Annotated in this window: 15 protein-coding genes; 6 read left to right on the forward strand and 9 right to left on the reverse strand. The window is 64.7% G+C overall.

The genetic code is table 11. The features are described from left to right. Nucleotides 1–54 precede the first annotated feature (54 nt). Nucleotides 55–1,278 (forward strand): MFS transporter, encoded by a 1,224-nt coding sequence (locus EIP75_RS09060; RefSeq protein WP_125242942.1) that lies wholly within the window; start codon nucleotides 55–57, stop codon nucleotides 1,276–1,278. Between the two features lie 79 nt (nucleotides 1,279–1,357). Here the strand turns inward: EIP75_RS09060 and EIP75_RS09065 are convergent, their stop codons facing one another. From EIP75_RS09065 to tyrS, 3 genes are all read right to left on the reverse strand, one after another. After that, nucleotides 1,358–2,455 (reverse strand): OmpW/AlkL family protein, encoded by a 1,098-nt coding sequence (locus tag EIP75_RS09065; protein WP_125242943.1) that lies wholly within the window; start codon nucleotides 2,453–2,455, stop codon nucleotides 1,358–1,360. Between the two features lie 119 nt (nucleotides 2,456–2,574). Continuing rightward, entirely contained in the window at nucleotides 2,575–3,393 is an 819-nt protein-coding gene (locus EIP75_RS09070) for a PEP-CTERM sorting domain-containing protein (RefSeq protein ID WP_158622789.1), read from the reverse strand. 218 nt (nucleotides 3,394–3,611) lie between these two features. Continuing rightward, a complete protein-coding gene (gene tyrS, locus EIP75_RS09075; RefSeq protein WP_125243127.1) occupies nucleotides 3,612–4,877 on the reverse strand; it encodes a tyrosine--tRNA ligase in 1,266 nt (421 codons plus the stop codon). Nucleotides 4,878–5,052: 175 nt separating this feature from the next. On the opposite strand from tyrS, the gene EIP75_RS09080 reads away from it, so the two are divergent. After that, nucleotides 5,053–6,444 (forward strand): M23 family metallopeptidase, encoded by a 1,392-nt coding sequence (locus EIP75_RS09080; protein WP_125242945.1) that lies wholly within the window; start codon nucleotides 5,053–5,055, stop codon nucleotides 6,442–6,444. Nucleotides 6,445–6,451: 7 nt separating this feature from the next. Beyond that, nucleotides 6,452–7,558 carry an anhydro-N-acetylmuramic acid kinase gene (locus EIP75_RS09085; protein ID WP_274379806.1) on the forward strand — a complete coding sequence of 369 codons (1,107 nt, stop codon included), beginning with the start codon at nucleotides 6,452–6,454 and terminating at the stop codon, nucleotides 7,556–7,558. Nucleotides 7,559–7,668: 110 nt separating this feature from the next. Here the strand turns inward: EIP75_RS09085 and erpA are convergent, their stop codons facing one another. From erpA to argC, 4 genes are all read right to left on the reverse strand, one after another. Further along, nucleotides 7,669–8,052, reverse strand: coding sequence for an iron-sulfur cluster insertion protein ErpA (gene erpA, locus EIP75_RS09090; RefSeq protein ID WP_125242947.1), 384 nt, complete (start codon nucleotides 8,050–8,052; stop codon nucleotides 7,669–7,671). A gap of 43 nt (nucleotides 8,053–8,095) precedes the next feature. Then, nucleotides 8,096–8,485 carry a bactofilin family protein gene (locus EIP75_RS09095; protein WP_125242948.1) on the reverse strand — a complete coding sequence of 130 codons (390 nt, stop codon included), beginning with the start codon at nucleotides 8,483–8,485 and terminating at the stop codon, nucleotides 8,096–8,098. A gap of 136 nt (nucleotides 8,486–8,621) precedes the next feature. After that, entirely contained in the window at nucleotides 8,622–9,344 is a 723-nt protein-coding gene (locus EIP75_RS09100; RefSeq protein WP_125242949.1) for a DUF6776 family protein, read from the reverse strand. Further along, entirely contained in the window at nucleotides 9,344–10,381 is a 1,038-nt protein-coding gene (gene argC, locus EIP75_RS09105) for an N-acetyl-gamma-glutamyl-phosphate reductase (protein ID WP_125242950.1), read from the reverse strand. Before argC ends, EIP75_RS09100 begins: the two co-directional genes overlap by 1 nt. 219 nt (nucleotides 10,382–10,600) lie before the next feature. Here argC and EIP75_RS09110 point away from each other — a divergent pair, with 219 nt between their 5' ends. Next, nucleotides 10,601–11,953: a hypothetical protein gene (locus EIP75_RS09110; RefSeq protein ID WP_125242951.1), complete on the forward strand. Its 1,353-nt coding sequence runs from the start codon at nucleotides 10,601–10,603 to the stop codon at nucleotides 11,951–11,953. 73 nt (nucleotides 11,954–12,026) lie between these two features. Here EIP75_RS09110 and rpsI read toward each other — a convergent pair whose 3' ends face one another. Both rpsI and rplM read right to left on the reverse strand, forming a co-directional pair. Next, the gene (rpsI, locus tag EIP75_RS09115; protein WP_125242952.1) at nucleotides 12,027–12,422 is read right to left on the reverse strand and encodes a 30S ribosomal protein S9; all 396 of its coding nucleotides are present in this window, start codon (nucleotides 12,420–12,422) and stop codon (nucleotides 12,027–12,029) included. Nucleotides 12,423–12,431: 9 nt separating this feature from the next. Further along, on the reverse strand, nucleotides 12,432–12,860 hold the full coding sequence (gene rplM / locus EIP75_RS09120; protein WP_125242953.1) for a 50S ribosomal protein L13: 429 nt from the start codon (nucleotides 12,858–12,860) through the stop codon (nucleotides 12,432–12,434). A 319-nt stretch (nucleotides 12,861–13,179) separates the two neighbouring features. Here rplM and EIP75_RS09125 point away from each other — a divergent pair, with 319 nt between their 5' ends. After that, nucleotides 13,180–13,887, forward strand: coding sequence for a GNAT family N-acetyltransferase (locus EIP75_RS09125; RefSeq protein ID WP_233584769.1), 708 nt, complete (start codon nucleotides 13,180–13,182; stop codon nucleotides 13,885–13,887). Between the two features lie 282 nt (nucleotides 13,888–14,169). Further along, entirely contained in the window at nucleotides 14,170–14,808 is a 639-nt protein-coding gene (locus EIP75_RS09130; RefSeq protein ID WP_158622790.1) for a DUF2726 domain-containing protein, read from the forward strand. Nucleotides 14,809–14,850 lie beyond the last annotated feature (42 nt).

Below are 14,850 nucleotides of genomic sequence, written 5' to 3' on the forward strand. Positions count from 1 at the left end.
CAAGGCGGCGCCACACGGGCATACTGTGCGGCTTCTTTCTGAAAGACCCTGCACATGCCCAACGCTCCCCAGCTCACTGCGCCACAAGAACGCTGGCTGCTGTGGAGCCTGGCCGCCATCCAGTTCACGCACATCGTCGACTTCATGGTGATGATGCCGCTGGGCCCCCAACTCACCAGGCTCTTCCAGCTGACCGACGCGCAGTTCGGCGTGCTGGTGTCGGCCTACTCGCTGGCCGCGGGGGCTTCCGGTCTGCTGGCCTCGCTGGTGATCGACCGCTTTGACCGGCTCCGGGCATTGCTGGTGCTCTATGCCGGCTTTGCGGTCGCCACCCTGGCCTGCGGCCTGGCCGACACCTACGTCAACCTGATGCTGGCCCGTGTCGCGGCTGGCGTCTTCGGCGGGGTGCTCGGCGCCCTGGTCCAGACCATCGTGGGCGATGCCATCCCGTTCGAACGGCGAGGGGCGGCCATGGGCATCATCATGTCCGCTTTCTCGCTGTCCACGGTGGCCGGCGTGCCGGCTTCGCTGTGGATCGCCAGCCGGTGGGGCTGGCACCTGCCCTTCATCGTGATCGCGGTGGCTTCGGCGGCCGTGTGGATCGCCGTCTGGCGCACGGTGCCAGGCCTGCCGGGCCATGTTCATGCCTCAGGCACCAGCACCGCCATCGAACGCTTGCGCGGCGTGGTTGGCGACATCAATCACTGGCGCGCGTTCGCGCTGTCAGCCTTGATGGTGATGGGCAGCTTTTCCATCATCCCCTACATCACGATCTACACCACCATCAACCTCGGGCTGAAGCAGGAGCAGGTGCCCCTGATCTACCTGGTGGGGGGGGTGGCCACCTTCTTTACAGCACGCCTGTGGGGGCGGCTGTCAGACCGCTGGGGCAAGGCACAGACCTTCCGGGCCCTGTCCATCATTGCCGTGCTGCCCATGCTGGCCCTCACCCACCTCACCAGCCAATCGCTGTGGGTGCTGCTGCTCGTCACGACCAGCTTCTTCATCTTCGTGTCGGGGCGCATGGTGCCTGGCATGGCGCTGCTCACCGCAGCGCCGCCGCCCGCATTGCGGGGCGGCTTCATGAGTGTCAACAGCGCCTTGCAATCCGCTGCCATGGGCTTGGCGGCCTGGGTCGGAGGGGCGCTCATTTCGCGTTCCCCCACCGGCACAGTGGTGGGCTACGAGCGTACAGGGTGGTTGGCGCTGGCCACCACCGTGGTGCTCGTGTGGGGTGTGGGCCGGTTGCGGTTGCACACCACGCCAGCCGCGCACTGATCCGTGCACCAATGAAAAGAGCCGCACTGGGCGGCCCTTTGAATGCATGAGCCACTCAGCTCATGGCAGCACACACAGGTCAGAACGTGCGGCCAACACTGAACATCATCAGCGTGTTGGTCAGCGTGGCTTCCTGCTTGCGAACGTAAGTGCCCAGATTGCCACCGCGATCCTGCGCCACGTGCCTCATGAACAACGTGACCGCACCGCCCTGTTCGGCGTAGTAGGGGCCATAGTCAGGACTGTTATCGAATCGATTGCGGGTGAAGTTGATGGCTGTGAGAATCGGTTGAGGATAGTCTCCCAGCGCCGGGGACGAGCTCGTGAATGTGGTGTTGCGCGTGGTCAGCGTGCCTTCGGTCTTCAGCTTGACCGACCCAATGTTCAGGCTGACATGCCAGTCTTCATTGAACTGGTACTTGAAGCCAAGCGATGGGCCAATGCCGAACGCGTTCTTCAGTGACACCGAGGTGTCGTTGGGTGACACGCCACCAAGGTAGTCATTGAGCGTTGACGTGGCCTTGGTGTCAAAGAAGATGGCGTACATCGCCATCACGCCCGTGTAGGGGCGGAACTTCGCATTCTTGTCACCCCAGTACCGTCCTAATGCAACCACAGGCGGCAACAACCGTGTGTCCAGAATGTGCTTGCCATTGATGTAATTGGGCTTCCCCGTGCCATTGATACCGTCGCCATAAATTTTGACCTTGGGAGGCACTGCCAGCACGTAGGCTTCGATCATCCAGGTGAAATCATCGGTGAGATAGTGCCCGATGCTCAGCGCCACGGTACTGGCATTGCCAGCCTTGTTCTTGACGCCGGCCGGCGCACCCAAGCCGTTGAGGCCAGCGATGGTCATCTGCGAATCCAGGGTGTTGCCCGCCAAGATCTGGTGGTCCCTGACCTCTTCAAATTCGGCATTGTCTGCAGCCGCGACGACATCGCCCCTTCTGATCACCGGCCCCGTGACGTCGTACGCATCCCCGGACTTGGTCTTCACATCAACGTAGATCACGCCGGCACGCATGAACGTGCGTTCACGCAGAGCCTTGGAAAGCTTGAGGGAGAAGGACGCATCGTCGTCAAGCTTTTCAGCATGAAGCGGCGCGCAAGACAACGCCATGGTCAAAGGCAATGCCGCCGTGGCGACCGTACGAAGCCACACAGAACGATTCATGCTGTCTCTTCCTATCTAGTTGATTTCTGCGCAAACAATGAAAAAGCCGCCCAGCATGAAGCAAGGGCGGCTGGCGACCAAGAGCGGGAAACCCTGCCCTTGGCGAAGACCAACGCCGATTACTTGGCGGCGCGGCGGCGAGCCGCCAGGGCGATACCAGCCAGACCCAGACCCATCAGGGCGTAGGTCGAAGGCTCAGGCACAGCAGCGGCTGCCACGTTGATCGTCGAGTTGATCGTGCCGTAGTCGGTCACGTTGGACAGCGTCGACACACCCAGATCCACCAGACGCAGGGCGCTGACGAAGTGCTTGAAACCATCTTGCGTGATGGTCAGGCCGCTGATGGCGTTGGTGTAAGCGCCGGCGCCATTCAGCGTGGTCGGGCCAGTGATGGTGGCGAAGTTCCACAGGTGGAAATCGTTCTTCGTCGTGATGACGCTGCTGCCGTAAGGCGCAGCTTCGTTGGTGGCAACACCGCGGAAGTCACCCGTGATGGATGCGAAGATCTTCTTGTTGGTCAGGTCAACAGCCAGGTTCGTCACCGACAGCGAACCGCCCAGCGACACGCCTTCCAGCACGTTGGCCGTCATGGTGGCGCCGCCAGCGGTGTTCACCAGGGTCACGGCACCGGCAGCGGTGGTCGTAACAGAGGTGATCGGAGCAGCGGCGGACACACCGGTGCGGGTGCTGCCGAAGGGAGGCTTCGGAGTCAGCACTTCGGTGACGGTGGCAGGCTCGACGCCAGTGACAACCACCTTACCCACGTTCAGGGCGGTGATCAGGCTGGACGAGAACGACAGGGTGCCCGTGCCGCCAGTCAGCGTGTAATTGTTGCCGTTCAGTGTCAGCGAGCCGCCCACGGGGGTGGTGGCAGCGCTGGCCAGGCCGACGGACGCGATAGCGGCGGCTGCAACGAGGCTCTTCAATGCAAAGTTCATGTTTATCTCCACTACTAGCGGCCCTTTGGGACATTTGCCTGCTCGATCCGGTGGCATCCGCGTCTTCCTCCGGCGAGCTCAGACTCTTCATCTGATATGGCTAAAGGATAAGGCGGCGCGGTCTTTCGTACAACGGCTCACAGGTGTAAACGGCGCGCATTACGCCTCAGGAAAACACTACGTAGTGGCCGAAACCCCTCACTCATGCGATAGGGTAATCACTTAATCCCCAGAGAAACCCGGACGAACTTTCTTTTCCCCACCTGCAGAACATAAGTGCCGGCAGGCAGCTTCAGGCCCCTGTCACTCACGGTGGCGCCATCCACGCGCACTCCGCCTTGATCCACCATGCGCAGGGCTTCACTGGTGGAAGCCACGAGATTGGTCTGCTTGAGCAAGGCGCCGATGGCCAGCGTCTGAACCCCTTCAGGCAAGACCAGACTGATCTCAGGAACCTCGTCAGGAACCCCGCCCTTGGACCGGTTGACGAAGTCCGCCAGCGCGCTCTCCGCGGCGGATGCCCCATGGAAACGGGTCACGATCTCCTGCGCCAGCTGCACCTTGGCATCACGGGGATTGCGCCCTCCGGCGCACTCGGTCTTGAGCTGCTCGATGGCCGACAAGGGCTGAAAGCTGAGCAAGGTGAAATACTTCCACATCAGCTCGTCGCTGATGCTCATCAGCTTGCCGAACATGCTGTTGGGTGCTTCCGAAATCCCCACGTAGTTGTTCTTGGATTTGGACATCTTTTCGACGCCGTCCAAACCCTCGAGCAAGGGCATGGTCAGGATGCACTGCGGCTCCTGTTCATATTCGGTTTGGAGATGCCGTCCCATCAGCAAATTGAATTTCTGATCGGTGCCGCCCAATTCCAGATCGGATTTCAGGGCCACCGAGTCATACCCCTGCATCAGGGGGTACAAGAATTCATGAACGCTGATCGGTGTATTCGCCTTGAAGCGTTTCGTGAAATCGTCACGTTCCATCATCCTGGCCACCGTGTAACGAGAGGCCAACTGGATCATCCCGCGAGCACCCAGGGGGTCGCACCACTCGCTGTTGTAGCGGATTTCGGTTCGAGCCTGATCCAGCACCAGGCTGGCCTGCTTGTAATACGTCTCGGCATTGGCCTTGACCTGTTCGGCGGTCAGGGGCGGGCGGGTGGCGTTGCGGCCGGAGGGGTCGCCGATCAGCGACGTGAAGTCGCCGATCAGGAAAATCACGGTATGGCCCAGATCCTGCAATTGCCGCATCTTGTTGAGCACCACGGTGTGGCCGATGTGGATGTCCGGCGCGGTGGGGTCCAGGCCCAGCTTGATGCGCAGCGGCTGGCCGGTGGCCTCCGACCGCGCGAGCTTGCGGAGCCATTCGGCCTCGGGCAGCAGTTCGTCGCAGCCACGCTGGGTCACGGCCAGTGCTTCGCGCACGCGGTCGGTGATCGGGTGCGCCGGGATTTCGGAAGGAGCTTGATGAGCGTGGGACATGGCGACGGCCCTTCGGGGCACTTGGGGAAAACTACACGTGTAAAGACGGCTGTTGCGGCAAAAGACGCCGTGCGACACCACTATACTTTGGCACTTTTGACGGGTACCTCGCCGTCCAGCCGGCTTCCAGCTGGTCTGAGCGACGGGCGATTCTAGGGGACAGACTTTGGGATCTGTGGATTTGGGCCGATGGCTGGCCCCACTGCGAACGCTTCAAACGATCACGCAACGCCACCCTCGCCGGGTCACCGCCGCCGTCACCGCCCTGCTGGCCGGCACCGCCGTCACCGCCTTCGGTGTGGCCCCGCTGACCGCCCTGGAGATCAACCAGGCCCATCCGGCGATCACCACCATCAACGAGTCGCTGCCCCTGCCGCAACTGGGCCCTCAGCTCGAGGCGCTGGACAGCCAGATGCTGCCGCTGTACCGCAGCGACATCACCCGGTCCTCCGACACGGTCGACACCCTGCTGCAACGCATGGGTGTGGACGATGCCGAAGCCGCCCGCTTCCTGCGCACCGACGCCGTGGCCTCGCGCCTGATGAGCGGTCGCGCCGGCAAGATGATCAAGGTGATGACCGAGAACGGCCGCCTGGTCGAGCTCGTCTCCCGCGGCCCGGCCGAGGATTCGGCCCAGGTCGATTCGCATTTCACGCGCCTGAGCGTGCAGCGTTCGGCCGAAGGCCTGAGCGCCCGCACCGAGCAGTTGCCACTGCAGGTGCGTGAGCAGGTCGCCTCCGGCACGATCAGTTCCTCGCTGTTTGCCGCGGCCGACGATGCCCGGATCCCAGACGCGATCACCAACCAGGTGGCCGAAATCTTCGGCACCGACATCGATTTCCGCCGCGAACTGCGCAAGGGCGATGCCTTCAGCGTGGTCTACGAAGCCCACACCGCCGATGGCGAGCCCATCACCTGGGGCAGTTCGGCCGGCCGCGTGCTGGCCGCCCGCTTCATCAACAAAGGCAACGTGCACGATGCCGTCTGGTACGAAGAAGCTGGCCGCAAGGGCGCCTATTACGACCTCACTGGCCGCAGCAAGACCAAGTCCTTCCTGGCCTCGCCGCTGGCCTTCTCCCGCGTGACCTCCGGCTTCGCAATGCGCTTTCACCCGATCCAGAAGCGCTGGAAGGCGCACCTGGGCGTGGACTACGGCGCCCCAACCGGCACGCAGATCCGTTCGGTGGGCGATGGCGTCGTCAGTTTCGCCGGCTGGCAGAACGGCTATGGCAATGTAGTCCAGGTGCAGCACTCCGGTGACCGCACCACCGTGTACGCCCACATGAGCCGCATCGACGTGCGCAAGGGCCAGCGCGTGGACCAGGGTGACAAGCTGGGCGCCGTCGGCTCCACCGGCTGGGCCACCGGCCCGCACCTGCACTTCGAATTCAAGGTTCGCGGCGAGCACAAGGATCCGATGATCATCGCCCGCGCCTCCGAGAGCGTGCAGCTGTCGCCGAATGCACTGGCACAGTATCGCCACAAGGCCCAGACCGTGGCCCAGCGCCTGGACATGGCTGGCCAGATGCAGACAGCAGGCGCCAGCACCGGCCCCCGCTTCGAGTAAGCCCATCGTGGCCGCGCAAGCCTTCGTGGGCTTGATGTCCGGCACCTCGCTGGACGGGGTCGATGGGGTCATCGCCGAGCTGGATGCGGATGGCCAGTGGCTGGGCGTGCGGGCGCACGCCCACGCCCCCTTTGATGACGCGCTGCGCAGCGAACTCCTGGCCCTCAACCAGAGCGGCCCCGATGAACTGCACCGCGCAGCCTTGGCATCGCAGACTGTCTCACGCGTCTACGCCCAGGTGGTGCAAGACCTGCTGAAGGCCTGCCCTGCCCTGAAAATCCAGGCCCTGGGCGCCCATGGCCAGACCGTGCGGCACCGGCCGGAGCTGGGCTACACGCTGCAATTGCTCGCCCCCGCCCTGCTGGCCGAACTGACCCAGGTGGACGTGGTGGCCGATCTGCGCAGCCGCGATGTGGCGGCAGGCGGCCAGGGGGCGCCGCTGGTGCCCGTCTTCCACCAGGCCGTGTTTTCACAACCGGACCGCACCGTGGCCGCCCTGAACCTGGGTGGCATCGCCAATGTGAGCGTACTCACGCCGGGCCGCCACCCCAAGGGCTTTGACTGCGGCCCCGCCAATGTGCTGATGGACCTCTGGTGCCAACGCCATACGGGCCATGCCTACGATGAGGACGGCCACTGGGCCGCCACGGGGCAGGTGCGCGAAGACTGGCTGGCCGAGGCACTGGCAGAACCGTACTTCTCTCTCCCGCCCCCCAAGAGCACGGGACGAGATCTGTTCCATGCCGAGTGGCTGAACGCGTGGCTGCAACGCTGCCAGGCGCAGCATGGCGCGCATGCCGATGTCCAGGCTACCTTGTGCGAGCTGACGGCCCGCAGCAGCGCCGATGCCATCCGCCAGCATGCAGCGCAGGCCAGCGAGCTGATCGTCTGTGGTGGCGGAGCGTTCAATGGGCACCTGATGCGCCGCCTGCAGGCCCTGCTGCCCGGCATCACGGTGATCCGCTCCGACGCCCGAGGCCTGCCCCCGCATCAGGTAGAAGCTGCCGCGTTTGCCTGGCTGGCCTGGGCCTCAATCAACCGGCGGCCCGGCAATGATCCCGCCGTGACGGGCTCAGCCGGTCCCCGCGTGCTGGGCGCCATCTACCCAGCCTGAACCAGGCATGGTGGCGCATCACGCCTGCGTCATCCGCGCATGAAAAACCCGGCTCAAGGCCGGGATTCGTCAGCGCTTTCCAGGCAGGGGAGCCCGGAAGAGGCGCTCGTTCAGACAGAAAAACTGGAGCCGCACCCGCACGTGGTGGTGGCGTTCGGATTGCGGATCACAAACTGCGCGCCTTCCAGATCGTCCTTGTAATCGATCTCGGCACCCATCAGGTACTGCAGGCTCATGGCGTCGATCAGCAGGGTCACGCCATTCTTGGTCATCGGCGTGTCGTCTTCGTTGACGATTTCGTCGAAGGTGAAGCCGTACTGGAAGCCGGAGCAGCCGCCACCCTGCACGAACACGCGCAGCTTCAGGTCAGGGTTGCCCTCTTCGGCCACCAGTTCGGCCACCTTGGAGGCGGCGCTGTCTGTGAACAGAATGGGGGCGCCTGGGATGTCCGTCGCCTCGGCGGTGGGGGCCAGTTCAGCGGCTGCGGTGCTCATGTCAGTTACTCCGGGGAAATCGTGCAGGGAAGCGGAAAAAAGGTCAGCTGTTGTTGGATGCCAGCTTGAGCGAGGGCTTGTCCTCGGACTTCAATGGATGCAATTCTCCATCAATGGTGGCACCTTGGTGCATTTCAAGGGCTTCATAGCGCACATCACCCACGATACGGGCTTTGGGCTGCAGTTCCAACAGGTCTTCGGATTCAACCGGGCCGGTGACAAGGCCATTGATGATGACGTGGCCAGCGCGCACACGGCCACTGACCTTGGCCTTCTCGCTGATCACCAGCATGGTGCGTTTGTCACCGACAGCGGTGATGTTGCCCACGACTTCGCCGTCGATGCGCAGGCCGTCGGCGAACTTGATCTCGCCATTGATCACCGTGCCCTCGCCGATCAGGGTGCGGATGGCAGGGGTTTTCTTACCGAACATGGTTGTGCGCTCCAGGGAAGGGACAACGTGTGGAAAGGGCGCAAGGTTTACACCAAACGCCCATCACGTCAATGCCCGACGCGGCGGGTATCCGAAATGCGTCAAACATGGCACGAATTCACACAAGACCATGCCGTCACAGCTTGGTGGTCTGGGTGGCGCGCAACTGGCCGGTGTCGTCCAGCACACGCACCTGCACCTGCTTGACCACAGCATTGGCGGGGTATTCGGCCAGGCCATCGATGCGCTGGTACTGCTTGAACTGCAATGGCTTGGTCACGGCGGGCGCCGGCATGGCCCAGGCCTTGCCGCCATCCTGGGTGCCGCTGAGCAGCACCTCGTAGCGCCCCTTGAAATCCGGCAGGGCGCGGCCACCCTGCTGCATCACCAGCAACTGGAAACGCAACTGGCCGGCTGCCGGCATGTCGGCCTGCAGCCCCCTCACCGTCAAGCCATCGCCAGAGGCGGGCAGCAAACGCTCAAAAAAGCCCAGGTCATCCTTGAGCGCCAGGTTCTCCATCTCCAGGGCCTTGACCTCTTCGGCCAGGCGGGCCTGCGTGGCGCGCTCGGCCTTGAGCAGACTGTCGGCGGTGTTGGCGATGGACTGGGCGCGTTCGCGGTCCAGGCGCACGGCCGCCAACTGCTGCTGCACTTCGGCCAGGGCCTCGGCTGAGCCGCGGCTGTTCGGGCCCAGCCCGGCGATGCCCTTGCCGAACTCGAAGGCCCACAGCGCCAGCGCCCCGGAAAACCCCAGCGAAATGGCGACCACGGCCCACCGCAGCGGCCACGCCATGTGGCTGCGCACCGTCATGCGCGGCGCGCTGATCGACAGGCGTCGTCGAAGCAGGCGCCAGCGCATCAGGGCAGCACCGGCACCTGGGTCAGGCCGAGGTGCTCTTCCAGGCCGCACATCAGGTTCATGCATTGCACCGCCTGACCCGAGGCGCCCTTGGTGAGGTTGTCTTCCACCACCAGCACCATCACGGTGTCGGGCAGGGGCTTGTGCACGGCAATGCGCACGGTGTTACTGGCCCGCACGCTGCGCGTTTCGGGGGCGCTGCCGGCAGGCAGCACGTCCACGAAACGCTCGCCTTGGTAGAAAGCCTCGAAGGTGGCCTGCAGATCGGCCGCCTGACCGGCGCTGTTGAGGCGCGCGTACAAGGTGGAATGGATGCCGCGGATCAGCGGCAGCAAATGCGGCACGAACAGGGCATGCACCTGTTCATCGCCTGCGATGGTGCGCAACTGCTGGTTGATCTCAGGGCCGTGGCGATGGCCCTTCACGCCATAGGCCTTGAAGTTGTCGCTGGCCTCGGCCATCAGCGTGTGCACCTCGGCCTTGCGGCCCGCACCCGACACACCCGAGGCGCAATTGGCGATCAGGCCCGTGGGCTCGATCAGGCCGGCCTTGAGCAACGGCGCGTAGCCCAGTTGCACCGAGGTGGGGTAGCAACCCGGGTTGCCGATGAGGCGGGCGGCCTTGATGGCCTCGCGGTTCAGCTCGGGCAGGCCATAGACGGCCTCGGCCAGCAGATCGGGACAGCTGTGCGGCATGCCGTACCAGCGTTCGAACTCGACCACATCCTTCAGACGGAAATCGGCCGCCAGGTCGATCACCTTGACGCCAGCGGCCAGCAGTTCGCGCGCCTGGGCCATGGCCACGCCGTGCGGGGTGGCGAAGAACACCACATCGCATTGGGCCAAGCCGGCATCGTCGGGCGTGACGAAAGCCAGGTCCACATGGCCACGCAGGCTGGGGTACATGTCAGCCACAGGCAGGCCAGCCTCCTTGCGGGAGGTGATGGCCTTCAGGCGCACCTGCGGGTGCTGCGACAGCAAACGCAGCAGTTCCACGCCGGTGTAGCCAGTGCCACCCACGATGCCTACATTGATCATGACCAGTCCTTGAAGTTGACCGCGGCGTTGAAGACCTCTCCGGCGGGTGCCGCACCGTCCGGAACACGCGATTGTAGGGACTTGGCGAGAGGTTGCACTCCGTTACCCGATGCCCCTGCCGTTCGCGACATTCATCACGGGCTGGCATTTCAGGACCGAACACAGGCACCGACAACCCTGGCATCCCTGATTCTCCGCCCAGGGTGATCGATCTCCGCCATGACTGTCGCCTTCAGCCCTGCCCTGCCCCGCGCCACCTTGCTGGCCCTGCTTTGCGGCAGCGCCGCCGCGCAGACGTCCATGGACATGGCAGCCCGCCGTGCCGATGCCCCGGCGCCATCGATCTCCAGCATGGGCCAGCCCTCACCCGACGGAACGCTTCGCCTGAAGCGGACATCTTCATCACGCCGCTCGGCGCCGCTCGGTGCCTCCGACCTGGCATCTACCAGGGCCACGCCCATGGGCGGCCTGCTGTCCCGTGTGAGCACGCCCGCTGCGTGGCTGAACGTGCCCACCGCAGGCGATTCTCGCGGCATATTCCGGGAACCCAGCGCTCCGATGAGCCTGGACCAGGTGCTTGGCCGCAGCGACCGAAGCCTGGAGACCACCGACACCGTGCTGCCCGGCGGCATGAGCGTCAGCCGCACAAAGACCAGGCGCACGGATCCATCACCTGTCAAGCGCCTGGGCGCCACGCCGCACCTGTCGGACACCAGCTCGGTGGCGGCCCAATTGGCTTCGGCATCGATGCTGCAACTGCAGTTGAGCTCAGGCACCACCCTGGCCGCCGGCAAAGGCGGCCTGGCCTCGCGCAGCCTGGGCCTGGCCGCCTCGAACCTGGCCCCACGGCTGGCCGGTGTCGAAACCATCGTGGCCAACCCTTTGGTGGCACTGGTGCCAGAGCACCGCTTTGCCAGCATTTCCACGCCTCTGGCGGGCGCCTGGTCAGGGCGGGCGGCCTTCGTGCGCAGCAAGGGTTGCGATCCCACCTGCGCGGATGTCAGCCTGCTGGAACTCACGCACCAGGGGCGCCGCCATGCTGTCAGCCTGTCACTGGCTTCAATGAGGGAGCAAGGCACAGCGCACGCCCAGCTTTCGCCGGTCGGCACCCCAGGCCTGACCCCGACCACAGCCACCACCGGCCTGACGCTCAGCGCCGCCTGGGCCCTGGACCAGGAATGGCTGCTGGCTGCAGCCTATTCCAGCGCCCGCACCGCTGCACAACTCGGAGCGGGCTTGCCTGGTCATGTGATGGCCGACAGCTATGGGATGGGCGTGGCCAAGACCGACACCTGGCTGGCCGGCGATCGGCTCAGTGTCACGCTGCACGCACCGCTCAGCGCCCGCTCGGGCACCCTGAGCTACGTGGCGCGAGACCCGTCGACCGCGGGCAGCCACCTGGCCCGGCTCACGCCGCAGTCCCGCGAGTGGACCGCCGAAACCCGCTACACGGCTCGCCTATCCAGCGACAGCACGGTCACAGCGGCTGCCGCCCTGCGCCAGAACCCCGACCATGACGCAAAGGCCACCAGCCAGATGGCGATCGGCGTGCGGTACAACCGCTCGTTCTGAACCCTTCTTGAAAGGCCAACAAAAAACCCGCCTCGGTTGCCAGGGCGGGTTTTTTGATGAAGGAGGCTGGCGATCAGCGCTTGCTGAACTGCTTCCGGCGACGAGCGCCGTGCAGACCGACCTTCTTACGTTCGACTTCGCGGGCGTCGCGGGTCACGAAGCCGGCGCGGCTCAGCTCGGGCTTGAGCGCTGCGTCGAAATCGATCAGGGCGCGGGTCACGCCGTGGCGCACAGCGCCGGCCTGGCCGGATTCGCCGCCACCGTGGACGTTCACCTTGATGTCGAAGGCCTCGGCGTTGTTCGTCAGCACCAGGGGCTGCTTGACGACCATGATCGAGGTCTGACGACCGAAGTACTGCTCGACCGGGCGACCGTTGACCAGGATCTGGCCGGTGCCCTTCTTGATGAAGACGCGAGCGACGGACGACTTGCGACGACCCGTGCCGTAGTTCCAGTTACCAATAGGCATGGTCGCTCCTTAGATTTCCAGCGGCTTGGGTTGCTGAGCGGTGTGGGGGTGCTCGCCACCGCCGTAGACCTTCAGCTTCTTGATCATGGCGTAACCCAGCGGGCCCTTGGGCAGCATGCCCTTGACAGCCTTCTCGATGGCGCGGCCAGGGTGCTTGGCTTGCATGTCCTTGAACTTCGTGGCGTAGATGCCGCCAGGGAAGCCCGAGTGACGGTAGTACACCTTGTCCGTGGCCTTCGTGCCGGTCACACGGATCTTGTCGGCATTGACGATGATGATGAAATCACCGGTGTCGACGTGGGGGGTGTAGATGGGCTTGTGCTTGCCACGCAGGCGGAGAGCGACTTCACTGGCCACTCGTCCGAGCACCTTATCGGTGGCATCGATCACAAACCACTCGTGGATAACTTCGGCCGGTTTGGCGCTGAAGGTCTTCATGAGAGTTTCCTTGTGAAAGGGATGATCCGGCTGACTGCCTGTCTTGGTACCACTTCTTGGGAATTGGTGGCCTCGCGACAGGCGAAGGCGGCAAGGCTGTGCAGTCACCAAGTCAGTGCTGAATTCGCCAAGCCAAAGTTTTGCATCCCGGCAGCCAGGACGGGAATCTGCGAATATACATCGAAATGCCTGCCGACCGCAAATCTTTGATCCACATCGCAAGGCCCCTCGCTTCGTGCCTTTTGCCCTTGCAGCCGGAACCATAAGTCGTTAACCTGTGCACACCCTGGTGTTTACCCTAGGTTTTCAAGGATAGGTCATGGTCGTCACTGTCAAACCGATGTCCGAGCTGGAACGGTTCGGCATGCAATCCATTCCCGGCAAGGCCGAACGAGGCGATGCGCCGAAGCGCCGCCCCATTCCCCGCTGGGTGCCCATCCGCACCCTCAAGGCCCGCCACCGCCGCCGCATCCTGGACCACCTGGTGCAGTTGGATGAGCACGACCGCTACCTGCGCTTTGGCAGCCCAGCGCCGCTGGAACAGCTCAGCCGCTACACCGCGTCCATCGACTTCAAGCGCGACGAGGTGTTCGGCGTGTTCGACCGCCGCCTGCGTCTGGTGGCCGTGGCGCACCTGGCCGCCCTGCCAGGCGGGGCCGGTCCCGCAGGCAAGCGCACCCCGGCGATGGAGTTCGGCGTGTCGGTGTTGCCCAGTGGCCGCGGCCGAGGACTGGGCCAGCGCCTGTTCGAGCACGCGATCATGCATGCGCGCAACCACGGCGCCCGCGCCCTGGTGATCCACGCGCTGACCGAGAACCGCCCCATGCTGCGCATCGCGCTGCGGGCTGGCGCACAGCTGCAGACCGAAGGCGCCGACGCGGAAGCCTGGCTGAGCCTGCCCCCGGACACCCTGGGCTCGCACCTGGAAGGCTCGCTGCTGGCCGTGTCGGCCGACCTGGTGTTCGGCATCAAGCGCAATGCGCTGCGCATCCAGCAATGGATCGCATCCTTGCGCGGTTCGCTGTAAGCTGCATCAGCTCCGCGGCAGAGTCGCCCCGGCGGACGCCTGGGTTCCCCCCATGAGGGGATACCATTAAACTGGCGCCCGCTCTACCATCAGAGCACCGGTCGGGCCGCCGCAGCCCACCGGCACCACAACCGGGGCGCAATGATGTTCAGCGACTTTTGGCAATTTCTGGTTCCGTTGCTGGCCCTTGCCTGCGGCTTTGCGGCCGGGCTTGCGTGGCGGACACGGCGGCAGCGCCAACTCAAGGGTTGGCCACGTGATTTCAAACTCAACGCACGGCCCTTGTTCAGCACGGACGAGCGGCTGCTTTTTCGTGAGCTGAAAGCCGCCCTGCCCCAGCACGTGGTGCTGGCCAAGCTCAACATGCTGCGGTTCTGCCAAAGCGCCAACGAGCACCAGGCCCGCTGGTGGTTCGAGCGCCTGCACGCCCTGAACGTCACCTTCGCGATCTGCACCCCCAACGGCGCGGTGATCTCCGTGATCGATCTGGACACACCGCAGCGCAATGCGTCCGAACGCGGGCAACGCCTGAAGGAAGCCGTGCTGGAGGCCTGCCGCATCCGCTACATCCGCTGCCAGGCAGGCCACTGGCCACGGCCGGCGCTGCTGGCCCAGTGGGCGCTGGGCGGCCCACTGGCGGCGTCGTCCTCGCTGGCCGCCAGCCAGGCCGCCTCCAAGGCGGCTGCGGCCTCGCCGCTGGTGGCCGCCAGGGCGGAGCTGGCTCAGAAGCTGCACCAGCGGCGCGCCGAACGGGCCTCGCGTTTCCAGGATTCAGGCTTTGCGTCGGACTCGTTCTTCGCGCTGGACAGCCGCTTCGATGAGTCGGCCGCCAACTCCGGGCCTGCGCCTTTCGTGGACGCGCTGGCGCCAGGTGCTGCCGTCGGTGCAGACACCGGCACGGGCACGAACGGCGCGCGCTGAGCAGCAACACCGCTTGGCCCACCCTCATGACAAAGGCCCGCA

Source organism: Aquabacterium soli (assembly GCF_003933735.1).
GTDB classification, from domain to species: Bacteria; Pseudomonadota; Gammaproteobacteria; order Burkholderiales; family Burkholderiaceae_C; genus Aquabacterium; species Aquabacterium soli.